Consider the following 16,834-nt stretch of genomic DNA (forward strand, 5'->3'; position numbering starts at 1 on the left):
TGTCTTGGCCATCCCCGTCTGACTATTAGATCGGAAAGGACGTGGATGCCTGGGATATGCCCGGACATGAAGCGCTTGTTGGGTGGAAGCAGGATGCCGAGACGGCTCGAAGGTGAATTTGACTACATCGTCGTCGGCGCAGGTACGGCGGGCTGCATCGTCGCCAACCGCCTGTCGGCCGATCCCGGCAAACGCGTCCTGGTCCTCGAAGCAGGCGGCGATGATAACTGGATCTGGTTCCACATCCCCGTCGGCTATCTCTTCGCCATCGGCAATCCGCGCTCGGACTGGATGTTCAAGACCGAGGCCGAGCCCGGCCTGAACGGCCGGTCGCTGGCCTATCCCCGTGGCAAGGTGATCGGCGGCTGCTCGGCAATCAACGCCATGATCTCGATGCGCGGCCAGGCCGCCGACTATGATCATTGGCGCCAGCTCGGCATGACCGGCTGGGGCTATGAGGATGTGCTGCCGCTGTTCAGGCGGCTCGAAGATCACTTCCTGGGGGCGAGCGAGCATCACGGCGCGGGCGGCGGCTGGCGCATCGAGGCGCCACGATTGTCATGGGACGTTCTCGATGCCGTTGGGGATGCCGCCGAGCAGATGGGGATCAAGCGCATCCCTGATTTCAACACCGGCGACAACGAAGGCACCAGCTATTTCCACGTCAACCAGAAGCGCGGCCGGCGCTGGTCCTCGGCGCGCGGCTTCCTCAAGCCCGCCCTGAAGCGCCCGAACCTGCGGCTCGAGAAGCATGTACTGGTCGACCGCCTGATCATCGAGCAGGGCCGCGCCGTCGGCGTGCGCTTCATCCAGAACGGCGAGATGATCGAAGCGCGTGCGAAACGCGAAGTGGTCCTCTCGGCAGGCTCGATCGGATCGGTGCAGGTGCTGCATCGCTCCGGCATCGGCCCGGCGGATTGGCTGTCGCCGCTCGGCATCGACATCGTCATGGACAAGCCCGGGGTGGGGCGCAATCTGCAGGACCACCTGCAGCAGCGCGCGATCTACAAGGTCGAGGGCGTGCGGACGCTCAACGAGACCTATTACAATTTGGTCCGCCGCGGCCTGATGGGGCTCGACTACGCCTTCCGCCGCCGCGGCCCTCTGACGATGGCGCCATCGCAACTCGGCATCTTCACGCGCTCGGACGCGACCCGCGCGCGCGCCAACATCCAGTTCCATGTGCAGCCGCTGTCGCTCGACAAGTTCGGCGATCCCCTGCACCGCTTCCCCGCCATCACCGTCAGCGCCTGCAATCTGCAACCGACCTCGCGCGGCACCGTGCGGCTGCGCTCGGCGAGCCCCGACGAGAAGCCGATCATTGCGCCGAACTACCTGTCGACCGACGACGACCGCCAGGTCGGCGCCGACGCCATCCGCACCACGCGACGCCTGATGCAGCAGAAGGCGCTGGCCAAATATCGCCCGAGCGAATATTTGCCGGGCCCCTCCGTCGGCGATGACGATGCCTCGCTCGCGAAAGCCGCCGGCGATATCGGCACCACGATCTTCCATCCCGTCGGCACCGCCAAGATGGGCGCGGTGAACGATCCAATGGCGGTGGTCGACGAGCGCCTGCGCTTCTACGGGCTCGAAGGCCTGCGCATCGTCGATGCCTCGATCATGCCGACCATCACCTCGGGCAACACCAACACGCCAACAGCGATGATCGCCGAGAAGGGCGCGACGATGATCCTGGAGGATGCGAAGTAGCGGCCCGTCGACATGATCAGCCCTCGTCGTTTTTCCATCAGCTCCTCCAAGACTGAGATCGCCATGCTGCAATGGGGCGAGAGCGGCAAGCCGCCTGCCCTGCTCGTGCATGGCACCGGCTTCGTCGCTGCTGTTTGGGAAGATGTCGCGCGCGAGCTTGCATCAAGCTACACCGTCTATGCGCTCGACCGCCGCGGCCACGGTGCGAGTGACAAGCCCGGCGCCTATCACTTTCTGGACTATGCCGAGGATGTCTGCGGGGTGATCGACGCGCTCGATCTGCATGATGTCTACGGGATCGGTCACAGCGCCGGTGCGACGGATCTGCTGCTCGCGGCAAACCTTGTGCCCGGGCGCTTCGCACGCCTGTTCGTGATGGAGCCGACGGTGATGGACCCGCGTGCCGCGCGTACCGGGGGATTGGACGACGAATCCGTCGCCCGTGTCCAAGGCACGTTGCGCCGGCGTGCTGAGTTCGAGAACGCCGACGCCGTGTTCGCGCGCTACCGCGCCGCGCCGTCCTTTGCGGATTGGACAGAGACCTCGCTGCAGGCATATGTGCGCCATGGCTTCACGACGCTTGACGATGGCCGGGTGCGGCTTTGCTGCACGCCTGAGATCGAGTCGGCGATCCTGCGTCCGATTTACGAGGCGATGGAGCAGGTTTACCTCGGCGACGCCCGCGGCAATCCGTTTACGAAGCTTGCCGAGATCGACTGCCCGGTCCGCGTCACGACGGCCGCGAAGTCGGGACCGATCTATAAGGAGATGGCAAGGCGCGCGGTCGCGCTGATTCCGCGGGTCAGCACGCTCGTCTTCGACGACGCCGGGCACTGCGTAGCGCAGGAAGTGCCGGAGTGTGTGGTGAAAGCTGTGCGGGAATTCGCGAAGTAGATCCCGTGCCCCGGACGCGCTGCAGCGTGCAAAGCTGCCGCGCTGAGCCGGGGCCAATCTTACCGCGTGCCGTTTAGCTCTATGGTCCCGGCTTTGCGCAGCAAACGCTACGCGGTGCAGCGCCTCCGGGACACGAGGCTACCTCACGAAAACGTCATCCCATCCGGGAATAAGCCTCCCATTCCGCCAATCACCTCCCCGAAGCCCAATTCCGGGCGAGGCGGAGGATGCGATGAGCGGACACGATCACGGGGAGAACGGCGTCAACCGCCGCAAGGTGCTGGAATGCATGACCTGGGCCGGCACCGGGGTGCTCTGGACCGTCACGGGCGGCGTGCCGCGCTCGCTCGGCATCATCGATTCCGCGCAGGCTGCGACCGCAGTGACGCCCGGCATGACGTTCCTGCAGATCAGCGACAGCCATGTCGGCTTCGACAAGCCGGCCAATCCCAACGCGCTCGGCACGCTGGAGGAGGCCGTCGGCAAGATCAACGCGATGCCGACAAAGCCGGCCTTTATGATCCACACCGGCGACATCACCCATCTGTCGAAGGCCGCCGAGTTCGACAATGCCGATCGCATCATCTCGCAGAGCAAGCTCGACGTGCACTACGTGCCCGGCGAGCATGACTTCCTGGATGAGGAGGTGAAATTCTATCGCGAACGCTATGGCCGTGGCAGCAAGGGCCAGGGCTGGTATTCCTTCGACGCCGGTGGCGTGCACTTCATCGGCCTCGTCAACGTCGTCGATCTCAAGGCCGGAGGCCTCGGCAATCTCGGCGCCGAGCAGCTCGCCTGGCTCGAGGACGATCTGCGCGGCAAGTCGAAATCGACGCCGATCGTGCTGTTCGCGCACATCCCGCTCTGGACCGTCTATCCGGAATGGGGCTGGGGCACCGAGGACGGTGGCCGTGCGCTCGAGCAGGTGAAAGGCTTCGGCTCGGTCACCGTGCTGAACGGGCACATCCACCAGGTGATGCAGAAGGTCGAGGGCAACGTCACCTTCCACACCGCGCGTTCGACCGCTTTCCCGCAGCCGGCGCCGGGAGCTGCCTCATCGCCGGGCCCGATGAAGGTCGAGGACGCAAAGCTGCGCTCCATGCTCGGCGTCGCCAGCATCAACTTCAAGCAGAACGAGCAGCGGCTGGCGATCATCGACACGCCGCTCCAGGGCTGAGTGGAGCTGACAATGAAGATTCTCAACCGTCGCGACTTCAGTGTCGATTTCGGCCTGTCCCTGGCCGCGGCCATCCTGTTGCCCGCGACGACCGCCCGTGCCGACGACATGGAGGTCCATATCGACAATTTCGTCTTCCAGCCGGCCGAGCTCAAGATCAAGGCCGGCACCACCGTGACCTGGACCAACCGGGATGACATCCCGCACACCGTGGTGTCGGCCGGCAAGTTCAGGTCCAAGACCTTGGACACCGACGACAAGTTCTCCTTCACGTTCACCAATGCGGGCGACTACAAATATTTTTGTTCGCTGCACCCGCACATGACGGGGATGATCAAGGTTGAGTAACGTCTCCAACCCAGGCATCAACGTCCTGCCCGGCCGGTGGTCCCCCGCCGGCCGAACTCCTGCGTCTCCGGCGACAACAGGTGAAACGGCAAAGCGAGCGGCGATGCCAGCGACAAGCGACGATCCAGACAAGGCGCGGCGTTTTCGGGAAGCGGCGCTGCCCCATCTCGACGATGTCTACACGCTCGCGCGCTACCTGCTGCGCGACGCCTCCGACGCGGAAGATGCGGTGCAGGAGTGCTATCTGCGCGCGCTGAAGCACTTCGACAGCTATCGCGGGCCCGCGATGAAGCCTTGGCTGTTCGCGATCCTGCGCAATGTCTGCAACGCCGAATACGCACGGCGCGCCCACAGGCCCAGCGCGCTCGAGGACATGCCCGGTGCCGCCGAGCAGACACCGATCTGGCAGGAGAGCGAGGCGAGCCCGGAGACTGAGGTGCTGCGCAGCCGCGATGCCGGCGCCATCCGCAAGCTGATCGACGCGCTCGCCGAACCTTTCAAGGAAACCTTCGTGCTGCGCGAGATCAACCATTTGTCCTATCGTGAAATCGCAGAGTCCGTCGGCGCGCCCATCGGCACCGTGATGTCCCGCCTCGCCCGTGCCCGCGCCATGTTGCGCGCGGCATGGACGGCGGAAGAGGAGCACTCCAGATGACTTGCGACGAAGCAAGGATCATGCTTCACGCGCTGCTCGACGGCGAACTCGACGCTGGCCATGCGCGCGAGGTCGAAGCCCATATCGCCGGCTGCACGGCTTGCGCGGCTGAGTTTGCCGCACAGCGCGAGATGCAGCGCGTGCTCGCCGACACCAATCTGCGTTACACCGCGCCCGCCAGCCTGCGCGAGCGGATCGAGGCGTCATTGCCAGAGCCGCGACGCCAGCCGAGCCGCCGCTCCGTGCTGCGTGGCTTTGCGATGGGCTCGGCGGTCTCAGCGCTCGCCGCAACGGGCATCGTCGCCGTGGTGCTGCGCCAGGACGACCAGCAGCGTATCCTCTCGGAGGTCGTCTCGGCGCATCTGCGCTCGCTGCAGGCCGGCCATCTCATCGACGTGGTCTCGACCGACCGGCACACGGTCAAGCCGTGGTTCAACGGCAAGCTCGACGTCGCTCCGCCCGTGATCGACCTCACCGCGCAAGGCTTCACGCTCATCGGCGGCCGGCTCGACTACATCGACGCCCGCGCCATCGGCGCCGTGGTCTACAAGCGGCGCCAGCATGTGATCAACCTGTTCGTATCGCAGACCTCGAGCACCGAACACCGGCCGCCGAAGACGCAGACCATGCAGGGCTTCAACTGCCGCCGCTGGGGCGAGCGCGGCCTGAATTTCTGGGCCGTCAGCGATATCGGCGCCGACGAGCTCGCCGAGTTCGTCGACAAGTTCGAGGCGGCGATGAAGGCGAATGTGGAGGGGTAGCGGTCTCGGCTGTCATTGCGAGCGCAGCGAAGCAATCCAGAACGCCTCAGCGGGATACTGGATTGCTTTGCTGCGCTCGCAATGACGATCGTTGAAACAGATCGGCGTCTTATGCCGACCGCCGCACCGCGTTGTCCACCAGCGTCTTGCCGAGCGACCAGATCGCGCCGGGGACCTTGTGGCTGCCGGCGATGACGTCGTCGAACGCCTTCTCGATCCAGCTACAATCTTCCTCGGTGATGGTGAGCGGCGGCAGCAGCTTGATGGTGTGGCTGCCGTGGCCGGCGACCTGGGTCAGGATCTTGTGATCCTTGAACAGCGGAACGGTGATGAGCTGGCAGAACAGGCCCTTGTTGGCGGCTTCCAGCACGTTCCAGGAGGCACGCAGCCGCAGCGATTTCGGCGGACCGAACTCGACGCCGATCATCAGGCCCTTGCCGCGCACTTCCTTCATCAGCTCGTAGCCGGGCACCATGCGCGTCAGCGCGAGGCGAAGCTCGGCGCCACGCTTGGCCGCGGACTCGATCAGCTTCTCGGACTCCATGACGTCGAGCGTGGCAATGCCCGCGGCCATGGCGAGGTCATTTTTCGAGAAGGTCGAACCGTGCACCACGGCGCGATCCATCTGATTGAAAATCTTGTCGAAGATGGCCTTGCGCGTCAGCACCGCGCCGACCGGCACGTGGCCGCCGGACAGCGACTTCGACAGCAGCACCATGTCGGGCTCGACGTTCCAGTGCTCCACCGCGAGGAAGCGGCCGGTGCGGCCCATGCCGGTCTGGATTTCGTCGGCGACGAACAGCGTGCCGTATTTCTTGCAGAGCGCGGCGGCGCCCGGCAGGAACTCGTCGGTGGGCATGTTGACGCCCTTGCCCTGGATCGGCTCGACAACGAAGGCCGCGACCTCGCGCGAGGCCAGCGCCTTTTCCAGCGCGGCCAGATCGTTGAACGGGATCGAGGTGCAGCCTGGCAGCAGCGGCTCGAAGCCGGTGCGGAAGTTCGAATCACCCGTCAGCGACAGCGCGCCATAGGTCAGACCGTGATAGCCGTGGGCGCAGTAGACGATACCGGGACGGCCGGTGGCGCCTCGCGCGAACTTGATCGCGGCTTCGACGCATTCGGCGCCGGAATTGGCGAAGAACACCTTGTCCAGATACGGGACATATTTCAGCAGCCGCTCGGCCAGCACGCCGGCCAGCACCGAGACGTCGAACTGGACGAGGTTGGGCAGGTCGGCATCGAGCACGCTCTTGAGCGCATCGCGCATGACCGGATGATTGCGCCCGATCGCGAACACGCCGAAGCCGGACAGCAGGTCGAGATAGCGCGCGCCGTCGCGATCGTACAGATATTGCCCCTGCCCCTTCTGGAAGCCGACATCGTAGCCGATGGTCTTGAGAACCCGAACGAACTGCTCGTTCAGATACCGATTATGCAGGGTGCTGCGCTGGGCCTGACGGTCCGCGAAAAGCTGAGACATGTCTGGATTTGGGCTGTGCATCCGCTACATACTTCGCTTGAGGGCCGTCTCGTCAACAGAAAACGGACCGTGACAGAAAACGGTCTGTGCGGCCTTTTGCCCTTTTTCGGACCATCTTCGCAAGCACAGCTTTAGCCCATGTTGCACTGCCAAGGAACTATCATGCGTTTAGCCCTTTACACCGGACTAATACTGGCTGGCGGTTACACCTGCCTGACACCGGCGCTCGCCGCCGATCCCACCGGCGACTGGCGGGTCGCCGACGGCGTTGCCAACATTCGCGTTGCCCAATGCAATGGCAGCATGTGGGGCGCCGTTTCTTGGGAAAAGCAGCCCGGCGGCCGCGACGAGAACAATCCTGATGCCTCGAAGAAGACCAGGCCCACGCTGGGCATGGTGACCTTGATCGACATGAAGAAGAAGCCCGGCGCCGAGCAGTGGGAAGGGCAGGTCTACAACGCCAAGGACGGCCAGCTCTACAGCGCGACCATCACGCCGGCCGGAACCGACCAGCTCGAAATCAAGGGCTGCGTGATGGGGTTCCTCTGCGGCGGCGAAACCTGGACCCGGGTCGGCCCGCCGATCCCCTCAAGCACCGCCAACGCCATGGCCAAGGGCGCGCCGAAGTCTGCCGGCGCGGCGCCGAAGGCCGCAGGTACGACGATTGCCGCCGCGCCTGCGCCCGCAGCCCCGAAACCCGCCGGCGCGGCCAAGCCCGGTCAGAAGGGCGCGGCCGATCCGGTCGGCGACATCTGCCTACTCCCTGAGATTGCGGGGTTTGCCCATTAGGGCGGGCTGAAACAGCAGCACGGCGGCAAGCGTCGTCACCAGCGAGAGTGCGAGCAGCTTGCCCATGCTGGACGTCCCGGGATGGCTCGACAGCCACAGGCTGCCGAACGCGGTCGCGGTCGTCAGCGCGCTGAAGAAGATCGCACGCGTCAGGCTGGTCTGCAGCAGGTTGGTCCTGCCTGAGCGCCAGGCCACGACGTAATAGATCTTGAAGGCGACGCCGACGCCGAGCAGCAGCGGGAACGCGACGATATTGGCGAAGTTGAGCGGCAGGCCGACCAACACGCAGATCTCGAGCGTCACCGCGCCGGCAACCAGCAGCGGCACCAGAGTCATCAACACGTCGACGAAGCGGCGCAAGGTGATCCACAGCAGCAGGCCGATCACCAGCAGCGCGTAGATGCCGGCGTGGATGAACGCCTTCACCACGGTGTCGCCGGATTTCAGGATCGAGACCGGCCCACCGATCGCGGTCGGCTCGGCGACCAGCACCGCCGCCGCAAATTTGCGCAGCGTGTCGTTGTCATTGGGATCGCCCTTGGGCAGCGCCTCGACCCGGATGATGCCGTCCTTGCTCTTCCAGCCGCTGACGAGATCGGGCGGCAGTGAATTGAGGGTGACCGGCCCGGCCTGCATCGCGTTCCTGAGCTGGTCGAATACGATCTTCATCGGCGCGACGAAGACGTTCTGCGCCTTGTTGCGCGTAGCCTCGTCGCCGTTGGCGAGCTTTTCGAGTGCGTCAGCCAGGCGACGCGAGGCGATGGCGCCCGGGCCCGTCGCCTCGCCCGCTGTCCGGCGCAGATTGTCGACTGAGGATTTCAGCGAATCGACGTTTTCCTTGTCGGTCGGCGCCGCATCGATCTGATCGGGGTTGAGTGCGGGATTCAACACCTTGGCGCCCTGCGCCAGCAGCTTCAGCTTCGGCGGCTGATCCTCCGGCACGAAGCTGTTGAGCGACATCACCCGCAGCACCTCAGGCACCTTTTCCAGCTTGGCCTCGACCTGCTTGGCCTGCTCCTCGGACGTGACCATCACGTTGATGGCGTTGGCGCCGGTGTTGGGGTCCTTGCGCAGGTCGAGAAAGGTCGCGATCGATTCGGCCTTCGGGTTGCGCAGGTTCATCGGGTTGAAGTCGAACTTCATGAAATAGAGCAGCGGCAGGCCGGCGACAGCCAGCAGCAGCGTGCCGCCCACCACCAGCACGCGATGCTTTTCCAGGAAGTGATCGACCGGCGCCAGGAAGGCGTAGCCGACCGGCTCCTTCTCGCCGGGCGGGTTGAGCAGTTTCAGCATGGCCGGCAGAATGGTGATCGAGGAGAGGAACGCCACCAGCATGCCGACGCCGGCAATCTGGCCGAGCTCTGCGATGCCTTTGTAATCGGTCGGCATGAAGCAGAGGAAGCCGGCCGCGGTCGCCATCGCCGCGAGCGACAGCGGCACCGCCGAGCGCTTCGCGGCCAGCACCAGCGCGCCCGTGAGATCGTTGTGCTTGTAGCGCTCCGAGCGGTAGCGAACGCTGTACTGGATGCCGAAATCCACGCCGAGGCCGACGAACAGCACCGCAAACGCGATCGACAGCAGATTGAACGATCCGACCATCATCAGGCCGGCCGCGGTCGTCAGCGCGAGGCCGACGAAGAGATTGACGAAAACCGCGAAAATGATCTTCGACGAGTGCAGCGCCATCCAGAGGATGAGCAGCACGACGAGCACGGTGCCGATGCCGTTGACGACGGCGCCTTCCTGGACGGTGGCGTATTCCTCGTTGGCGATCGGGACCGGACCGGTCAGGCGCACCCGCGCCTGGTACTTGTCCGCGAAATCCAGATCGGCTGCGGCCTTGCGGATCGCGTTGGTGGCATCCTTGCCGGGCTCCAGCGCGTTGTAGTCGAGGATCGGCTTGAACTCGATGAAGGCGCGCTTGTCGGAATCCTTCAGCGGCTCGTCGCTGACGAGCTCGCGCCAGGAGAAGCTCGCATCGCCCTTGTTGAGCACGGTCTCGACGGTCTGCGCGATCAGGTTGAACGGACGCGCGGTGTTGTCGAGCTTGACCTGGCCGCGCTTGACGCCGGCAAGTCCGGTCTCCAGCGCGCCGGTCAGGCCGCGGATCGAGGGATCGCCGGCCATGATCTCGATCAGGGGCGCCGCGGACTCGAACTGGCTGGTGATCTTGCCGACCTCTTCGGTCGGCAGGAACAGCAGTCCGTTCTTCTCGAAGAACTCGCCGCTGCCGAGTTGCTGCAGGGACTGGAAGTTGGTCTTGTCATCCTTCAGCCGGGCATAGAGCGCGTCCGCCGCCGCACTCGTCATCTCCGGCGTGCGGGCCTCGACCACCGCGATGATCGTTTCGTTTTGATCGAACGCCTTGTCGAACTGCTGGTCGCGCTTGCGCCAGTCGAGATTCTGGGAAATCAGCGAGTTGATGTCAGTGTTGATGGCGAAGTGGCGCGCAGCGTAATAGCCCGCTCCCACCGACAGCAGGAGCCCGAGAACGACGACGAGGGAGGCAAACCGGGTGCAGGCCCTGACGATGGCAACGACTACGCTTTGCAGCACTTCTTTTCTTTCTGCGGTTAACAGCTTGCCGGAAACGCCCGCTGTTTATCGGAGTTCCCAGGCGAAACCTATTGCTGTTTTGAGTGGCACTCGCCGCCGGGAGGTTCGAGGTAAACGGCGGAAGACCGTGGCAAAATCATGCGGGGGGCCGGTATAGCCGGGGAGTTGAGGCGGGAAAGTGACGAAGGGCTTGTCACTGATGTCGCTGGGTTGCGCTAACCCATATCGCTACTATAATACCGCGAATTCAACCGCCTCGGGGAACTTGGAACATCGAGCTTTCCCCTCTGCCGATTTTTTGACACAAAGTATTGCGCCTCCATGCGCCGAGCCCCGGTGGGGGTGGTTGGCTACCGCGTGCGCGAACCAATGGTGCGGATATTGCAGCGCCTTGGTATCAAGGTCCGCCTTACGGAGTGGATGGGTGCAACTTGCGTGATGGACGTCCAATGGAAGTTTATCTGGCGCAGCCGCGCGGCTTCTGCGCCGGCGTGGTGCGTGCGATCGAAATCGTGGAGCGAGCATTGGAGAAGTACGGGCCGCCCGTCTACGTGCGCCACGAGATCGTGCACAACAAGTACGTCGTCGAGAGCCTGAAGAACAAAGGGGCCATCTTCGTCGAGGAACTCTCCGAGGTGCCACCAAAAGCGGTGACCGTTTTCAGCGCCCATGGTGTCGCCCGCAGCGTCGAGGAAGAGGCCGCCGCGCGCGACCTTCCCGTGCTCAATGCCACCTGCCCGCTGGTCACGAAAGTTCACAATCAGGGGAAGCGCTACATCACGAGAGGCCGCACGTTGATCCTGATCGGCCATGCCGGCCACCCCGAGGTCGAGGGCACCATGGGCCAGGTTCCCGCCCCGGTGCTGCTCGTTCAAAGCGTCGAAGAGGTTAAGACCCTGAATTTGCCGGCAGATACGCCAGTGGCCTACATCACCCAGACCACCTTGTCGGTCGACGACACCAAAGATATCATTTCGGCCCTTCACGCCCGCTTTACAGATATTCAAGGCCCGGATATCCGGGATATCTGCTATGCGACACAGAACCGCCAATCTGCGGTAAGGGACTTGAGCAAGCTGGTCGACGTGATCTTGGTAGTGGGCGCTGCCAATAGCTCGAATTCGAACCGGCTTCGCGAAATCGGCACCGAGGCCCGCGTCGCGAGTTATTTGATTGCCGACGGCAGCGAGCTCAATCCGGAATGGTTGAAGAATGCGGAGAGCGTCGGCATCACGGCCGGTGCTTCGGCGCCCGAGGTACTCGTGGATGACGTGATCGAAGCGATGCGGCGAATCGGACCGGTGAAGGTCCAGGTGTTGCCGGGCCGCGAGGAAAACATCGAATTCCGGCTTCCGGCCCAATTGGCTGCGAGCTGACCCACCCGAATTCAGAAGCCCAGAAAGAAACTTGTAATGGCTATTCCGTTCTTCAAGGAAATGCGTATCGGCGCCTACTTGCTCAAGCAGAAGATGCTTGGCCGCAAACGCTACCCGCTCGTGCTGATGCTGGAGCCGCTGTTCCGCTGCAACCTCGCCTGCGTCGGCTGCGGCAAGATCGATTATCCCGATGCGATCCTCAACCGCCGCATGACCGCGCAGGAGTGCTGGGACGCGGCCGACGAGTGCGGCGCACCGATGGTCGCCATTCCCGGCGGCGAGCCGCTGATCCACAAGGAGATCGGCGAGATCGTGCGCGGCCTCGTTGAGCGCAAGAAGTTCGTTTCGCTCTGCACCAACGCGCTGCTGCTCGAGAAGAAGCTCGATCTGTTCGAGCCCTCCCCGTACCTGTTCTTCTCCGTCCATCTCGACGGCCTGAAGGATCACCACGACAAGGCGGTGTCGCAGAAGGGCGTGTTCGACCGCGCGGTGTCCGCGATCAAGGCGGCCAAGGCGCGCGGCTTCACCGTCAACGTCAACGCCACCATCTTCGACGGCCATCCGGCCGAGGAGATCGCGAAGTTCCTCGACCTCACCGTCGAGCTCGGTGTCGGCGTCTCGATGTCGCCGGGCTACGCCTATGAGCGCGCACCGGACCAGGAGCACTTCCTGAACCGCACCAAGACCAAGAAGCTGTTCCGCGACGTCTTTGCGATGGGCAAGGGCAAGAAGTGGAATTTCATGCATTCCGGCCTGTTCCTGGACTTCCTCGCCGGCAACCAGGAATACGAGTGCACGCCGTGGGGCATGCCCGCGCGCAACATCTTCGGTTGGCAGAAGCCCTGCTACCTGCTCGGTGAAGGCTACGCCAAGACCTTCAAGGAGCTGATGGAGACCACCGACTGGGACAGCTACGGCACCGGCCGTTACGAGAAGTGCGCCGACTGTATGGCCCATTGCGGCTACGAACCGACGGCGGCGACTGCGGCGCTCAACAACCCGCTGAAGGCGATGTGGGTCTCGCTGCGCGGCATCAGGACCACGGGTCCGATGGCGCCGGAGATCGACATGAGCAAGCAGCGCCCGGCGCAGTACATCTTCTCGTCGGAAGTGCAGAAGCGCCTGTCGGAGATCCGCAAGGACGAGGCCGAAGCCGCGCAGGCAAAGGCCGCGCGGAAGGCGTCGACGGCGGCGTAAAGCGTCAATCATACGTACAAACGACAAAGGCCCGGCCGCGAACGCGACCGGGCCTTTTCCTTTGCGCCAGTCGCGTGAGACATCGAGGCACGATGCTCACTCGCAATGACGGCGTATGCGGCAACGGCCCGCTTTCTCCATGAACGCTCTTCATCGCAGGCGCGCCTTCGCATCCCCGCGGCGCATTTCGCCCGAGTGTTGCTGATCGTTGCCGCCCTCAACTGGACCAGAGGGCGCAGGGAAGGCCGGGCGCCGGCGGCACCCGCGGTCCGCGTGCATCGAAAACGCACACGGGGTGGATCACAGGTGTTGCCGGTCGCCCGGCCTTCCCTGCGCGGATGGTTTTAACGGTGTCCTTCGTGCTCTCCTCGGGGAGCGTTGCACTATTGCCCCCGTCGCCTCACGGCTGATCGATGCGCGCACCGGTTGGCGGCCACATCACCGCGAGCCTTGACGCCAGAACCCCGGGCGCCGGGACCACACGACTTCTCCGTCCGCGGACGGCCTCGCCGAAAGCATCGGACGCTCGCGTGTGCTCGCCCCCGATATCCAGCGCGGCCGCTGTTACGGCGCCGTGTCGTTCGCGTCGCGCATGACTCAACGGTCGCCCGTCCCTGTCATCGCCCTTCCGCGCCGGCGCTGCCGCGTCCACCGCTCCCCGGCCCGCATCTCGTGACGATCGCGAAGCGCCCCTCTGGCAGGGCCGGGATAAACGCTCTATGTCACAAATCCGAAATTCGGGAAAGTGGAATATTTTTGCGCGGAGGGATTGACGGGTGTTGGGGTGTTTTGCCCGACGGGTCATTTTGACCAGCCGCTTGGCGCGCTGAACTTCACAAGGAGACGCTTCGGTTGCTCTGGCATCCGTCGTCCATGACAAACGCCCAATTCTGGTCTTGATGGCTTCTTGACGTTCACAGGCTAGAAGTGAACAGCGCACGCACGTCGTCGACGGACAGATCCATTGCCGACGACTCTCCCAGATTGCACCAGAGCCGAAATCCTGGACCGAGAAACTCGACGTAAAAGCCACTGACAGGGCCGACAAGTGAAATCCGCTGGTTTTCATATGCGCTCTATGGGTCAATCGCTCACGGCAAAACAAAAAGCCCAGTCGCAAGACCGGGCTTTCCTTTATTCTCAGCTCGCTGCTCCGCTCACGCCGCCTTCGACACCAGCACTTCGCTCTCGATCAGCTCCGTCCCGATCAGATAATCGCGGCAGCCGCGCAGGCTCCGCAGCGCGCGGTTGAAGTCGATGCCGGTCGAGACCAGTCCATGTAGCGCGGCGGGATTGCGCACGATGCCGAACAGCACAGCGGCAAGGTCGATCTGGCCGTTCGGCTTGATCGCGGCGCGGGCGAGTGCCGGCAGGGCGCGATGGGCGGGATCGCTGATGACGCGGACCGCGGCGAACGGCAAGCCGGCCTCGGCGGCGTAGGCGGCCGCGATGTGGCTTTCCATGTCAACGGCAGAGGCGCCGGTCTCCGAATGCAGCGCCGCCTTGCAGGCGCGCTTGGTGACCACTTCCTCGGCACCGGCCAGGCTGCCGCGCACCACGCGGCGGCGGCCCGAGGTCAGGCGGTCGATCAAATCGTCGCCGAGCGAGAGCCCCGCGGCCCAGCGGGTATCCCCGGAGAGTACTTCGGTCGCGAGCACCACGTCGCCCGAGCGCAAGCTCGGGTCGAGCCCGCCGGCAACGCCGAACGAGATCACGCCGCGAATCGTCTGGGGATCCACCACGGTCAGCAGCGCCCGCAACTGGGTCGGGCTGCTGGACGAACAAATCACGGCCATTCCCGGCCCGGCTGCGATGCGGGCCTCTTGAACCAGTCCGGTCACGATCAAGATCGGCCGCGGATCAATGGCGTTGCCCGCGGTGAAAAAGTCCCCCGTCCCCAAAGTCACATCCCGACCCCTACCACCCTGCTGTTGGTGTTCCGCAAGTTCCGATACCGCGCCAGTGCCCACAACGGAAAGAACTTTGGGTAACCATGATACCGCAGATAGAACACGCGGGGGAAGCCTGTGGCAGTGTACCGCTGCTCGTCCCACAGTCCTTTTTTGTTTTGTGTTGCAATCAGGTACTCCACCCCGCGGGCGACGGCCGGGTGATCAACCTCGCCTGCCGCCATCAGGGCAAGCAAGGCCCATGCCGTTTGCGAGGCGGTCGAGGGGGCGGCCTCCCAACCCTTGTAATCGAGCCGGTAGCTGACGGCGTCCTCGCCCCAGCCGCCATCCTTGTTCTGGATCGAGGCTAGCCAGGCCGCGGCCTTGCGAATCATGGGGTCGTCGTGGCGGACGCCCGCCATGTTGAGGGCGCAGAGCACCGACCAGGTTCCATAGATGAAGTTCATGCCCCAGCGGCCGTACCAGGAGCCCTCCGGGTGCTGGGTCTTCCTGAGATAGGCGACCCCGTCGGCCACGTGCTTGCTGGTCTGCGCGGTCTCGCCGAGCTGGGCCAGCATCGAGATGCAGCGCGCCGTGACATCCTCGGTCGGCGGGTCGAGCAGCGCGCCGTGGTCGGAGAACGGGATGTTGTTCAGGTAATATTCGAGATTGTTGACGTCGAAGGCAGCCCAGCCGCCGTCGTCGCTCTGCATGCCCTCGATCCACTCCCGGCCACGGGCGATCGCGGCGTCGTAGCCGGTCGCACCATGCTCCCGGCGCATGCGGTCCATCGACATCACCACCACGGCGGTGTCGTCGAGATCGGGGTAATGCGCATTGTTGTACTGGAAGGCCCAGCCGCCCGGACGCACGTCAGGCCGCTTCACCGCCCAGTCGCCCTTGACCTGAAGCTCCTGCTTGGGGATCAGCCAGTCGAGGCCCTGCCTTGCCGCAGGCACCGCCTTGTCGCCGCCGGCTTCCAGCAGCGCATGCGCGGTCAACGTCGTATCCCACACCGGCGAGACGCAGGGCTGGCAATAGGCCTCGTCGTCCTTGATCACCAGCAGCTTGTCGATGCCCCGGCGCGTGATCGCGCGCGGCGGGAAGTTCTCGTCCTTGCCGAGCGCGTCGTACATCATGACGATGTTGGCCATGGGCGGGTAGATCGCGCCCATGCCGTCCTCGCCGTTGAGCCGCTCCTCGGTGAAGGCGAGCGCGGCATCTATCGCACGCTTGCGCAGGCTCTTCGGGAACATCGGCTCGATGACGCGCAGGATCGCGTCGAGCGAGCGGAACAGCAGGAACCAGGCCATGCTCTGGTGCGGCGCCTTCGCGGTCATGCCGATCGAGCGCGGATCCTGCAGGAACAGCTCGTCGATGCCGACCCCCTTCGGATTCTTCGCGCGCGGCTTGAGCGCGGCGATGACCATCAGCGGCACCATGGTGGTGCGCGCCCAGTAGGAGATCTTGTTGATGTGGAACGGCGACCAGAACGGCAGCAGCACGATCTCGATCGGCAGCACCGGCACCGCGCGCCAGGTCACCACGCCGAACATCGCCAGCATGAAGCGCGTGAAGACGTTGCTGTGAATGGCGCCGCCGCGCGCATGGATCGCCTCGCGCGCACGTACCATGTGCGGCGCGTCGATGGAATCGCCGATCATCTTCAGCGCGAAGTAAGCCTTCACGCTGGCGCTCATGTCGAACTCGCCGTCATGCACCAGCGGCCAGCCGCCATGGGCGCCCTGGATGCGGCGCAGATAGTTGGCGATCTTGGCCTCGAGCACGGCATCGACCGGCTCGGCGAGGTAGTGGCGCAACAGGACGTATTCGGCGGGGATCGTGCAGTCGGCCTCGAGCTCGAACACCCAATGGCCGTCGGCCTGCTGGAAGCCGATGACGCCCTCGGTCGCCGATGCAATGCTCGATTCCAGGACGCCCGGTTGCAAGATCCCTGGCTGAAGGCCTTCACGGCTGGTCGCGTTCACGGAATCCATCT

13 protein-coding genes are annotated in these 16,834 nt (G+C 64.4%); 9 read left to right on the forward strand and 4 right to left on the reverse strand.

Annotation, left to right across the window (positions count from 1 at the left end):
* Nucleotides 1-93: 93 nt before the first annotated feature.
* The 6 genes from JQ580_RS16535 to JQ580_RS16560 all read left to right on the forward strand — a co-directional run bounded on the left by JQ580_RS16535 (nt 94) and on the right by JQ580_RS16560 (nt 5,548).
* A complete protein-coding gene (locus JQ580_RS16535) occupies nt 94-1,713 on the forward strand; it encodes a GMC family oxidoreductase (RefSeq protein WP_212281114.1) in 1,620 nt (539 codons plus the stop codon).
* A gap of 12 nt (nt 1,714-1,725) precedes the next feature.
* Nucleotides 1,726-2,607 (forward strand): alpha/beta fold hydrolase, encoded by an 882-nt coding sequence (locus JQ580_RS16540; RefSeq protein WP_212281115.1) that lies wholly within the window; start codon nt 1,726-1,728, stop codon nt 2,605-2,607.
* Nucleotides 2,608-2,839: 232 nt separating this feature from the next.
* Nucleotides 2,840-3,784, forward strand: a complete 945-nt coding sequence (locus tag JQ580_RS16545) for a metallophosphoesterase family protein (protein WP_212281116.1) — start codon at nt 2,840-2,842, stop codon at nt 3,782-3,784.
* A 12-nt stretch (nt 3,785-3,796) separates the two neighbouring features.
* Nucleotides 3,797-4,132: a cupredoxin domain-containing protein gene (locus tag JQ580_RS16550; RefSeq protein WP_212281117.1), complete on the forward strand. Its 336-nt coding sequence runs from the start codon at nt 3,797-3,799 to the stop codon at nt 4,130-4,132.
* A gap of 103 nt (nt 4,133-4,235) precedes the next feature.
* On the forward strand, nt 4,236-4,787 hold the full coding sequence (locus tag JQ580_RS16555) for a sigma-70 family RNA polymerase sigma factor (protein ID WP_212281118.1): 552 nt from the start codon (nt 4,236-4,238) through the stop codon (nt 4,785-4,787).
* Entirely contained in the window at nt 4,784-5,548 is a 765-nt protein-coding gene (locus JQ580_RS16560) for an anti-sigma factor family protein (protein WP_212281119.1), read from the forward strand. Before JQ580_RS16555 ends, JQ580_RS16560 begins: the two co-directional genes overlap by 4 nt.
* Before the next feature lie 109 nt (nt 5,549-5,657).
* Here the strand turns inward: JQ580_RS16560 and hpnO are convergent, their stop codons facing one another.
* Nucleotides 5,658-7,049, reverse strand: coding sequence for an aminobacteriohopanetriol synthase HpnO (gene hpnO, locus JQ580_RS16565; protein WP_094975218.1), 1,392 nt, complete (start codon nt 7,047-7,049; stop codon nt 5,658-5,660).
* Nucleotides 7,050-7,190: 141 nt separating this feature from the next.
* On the opposite strand from hpnO, the gene JQ580_RS16570 reads away from it, so the two are divergent.
* Nucleotides 7,191-7,817 (forward strand): DUF2147 domain-containing protein, encoded by a 627-nt coding sequence (locus tag JQ580_RS16570; protein ID WP_212281120.1) that lies wholly within the window; start codon nt 7,191-7,193, stop codon nt 7,815-7,817.
* Here the strand turns inward: JQ580_RS16570 and hpnN are convergent.
* On the reverse strand, nt 7,785-10,373 hold the full coding sequence (hpnN, locus tag JQ580_RS16575; RefSeq protein WP_212281121.1) for a hopanoid transporter HpnN: 2,589 nt from the start codon (nt 10,371-10,373) through the stop codon (nt 7,785-7,787). The genes JQ580_RS16570 and hpnN overlap by 33 nt on opposite strands.
* Nucleotides 10,374-10,822: 449 nt before the next feature.
* Here hpnN and ispH point away from each other — a divergent pair, with 449 nt between their 5' ends.
* Both ispH and hpnH read left to right on the forward strand, forming a co-directional pair.
* Nucleotides 10,823-11,749 (forward strand): 4-hydroxy-3-methylbut-2-enyl diphosphate reductase, encoded by a 927-nt coding sequence (gene ispH / locus JQ580_RS16580; protein WP_212281122.1) that lies wholly within the window; start codon nt 10,823-10,825, stop codon nt 11,747-11,749.
* Nucleotides 11,750-11,785: 36 nt separating this feature from the next.
* Nucleotides 11,786-12,946 carry an adenosyl-hopene transferase HpnH gene (gene hpnH, locus JQ580_RS16585; protein ID WP_212281123.1) on the forward strand — a complete coding sequence of 387 codons (1,161 nt, stop codon included), beginning with the start codon at nt 11,786-11,788 and terminating at the stop codon, nt 12,944-12,946.
* 1,157 nt (nt 12,947-14,103) lie between these two features.
* Here the strand turns inward: hpnH and JQ580_RS16590 are convergent.
* Together JQ580_RS16590 and shc are read right to left on the reverse strand one after the other, a co-directional pair.
* Entirely contained in the window at nt 14,104-14,853 is a 750-nt protein-coding gene (locus JQ580_RS16590) for a phosphorylase (protein WP_212281124.1), read from the reverse strand.
* Nucleotides 14,850-16,832, reverse strand: coding sequence for a squalene--hopene cyclase (gene shc / locus JQ580_RS16595; RefSeq protein WP_212281125.1), 1,983 nt, complete (start codon nt 16,830-16,832; stop codon nt 14,850-14,852). Before shc ends, JQ580_RS16590 begins: the two co-directional genes overlap by 4 nt.
* Nucleotides 16,833-16,834: the final 2 nt, after the last annotated feature.

The sequence above is a fragment of the Bradyrhizobium sp. SZCCT0148 genome (assembly GCF_018129985.1).
GTDB lineage: Bacteria > Pseudomonadota > Alphaproteobacteria > Rhizobiales > Xanthobacteraceae > Bradyrhizobium > Bradyrhizobium japonicum_H.

Excerpts from the sequence above, each read along its gene's own strand:
- JQ580_RS16535 (WP_212281114.1), top strand. The coding sequence starts at position 94 with ATGCCGAGACGGCTCGAAGGTGAATTTGACTACATCGTCGTCGGCGCA.
- JQ580_RS16540 (WP_212281115.1), top strand. The coding sequence starts at position 1,726 with ATGATCAGCCCTCGTCGTTTTTCCATCAGCTCCTCCAAGACTGAGATC.
- JQ580_RS16545 (WP_212281116.1), top strand. The coding sequence starts at position 2,840 with ATGAGCGGACACGATCACGGGGAGAACGGCGTCAACCGCCGCAAGGTG.
- JQ580_RS16550 (WP_212281117.1), top strand. The coding sequence starts at position 3,797 with ATGAAGATTCTCAACCGTCGCGACTTCAGTGTCGATTTCGGCCTGTCC.
- JQ580_RS16555 (WP_212281118.1), top strand. The coding sequence starts at position 4,236 with ATGCCAGCGACAAGCGACGATCCAGACAAGGCGCGGCGTTTTCGGGAA.
- JQ580_RS16560 (WP_212281119.1), top strand. The coding sequence starts at position 4,784 with ATGACTTGCGACGAAGCAAGGATCATGCTTCACGCGCTGCTCGACGGC.
- hpnO (WP_094975218.1), bottom strand. The coding sequence starts at position 7,049 with ATGCACAGCCCAAATCCAGACATGTCTCAGCTTTTCGCGGACCGTCAG.
- JQ580_RS16570 (WP_212281120.1), top strand. The coding sequence starts at position 7,191 with ATGCGTTTAGCCCTTTACACCGGACTAATACTGGCTGGCGGTTACACC.
- ispH (WP_212281122.1), top strand. The coding sequence starts at position 10,823 with ATGGAAGTTTATCTGGCGCAGCCGCGCGGCTTCTGCGCCGGCGTGGTG.
- hpnH (WP_212281123.1), top strand. The coding sequence starts at position 11,786 with ATGGCTATTCCGTTCTTCAAGGAAATGCGTATCGGCGCCTACTTGCTC.
- shc (WP_212281125.1), bottom strand. The coding sequence starts at position 16,832 with ATGGATTCCGTGAACGCGACCAGCCGTGAAGGCCTTCAGCCAGGGATC.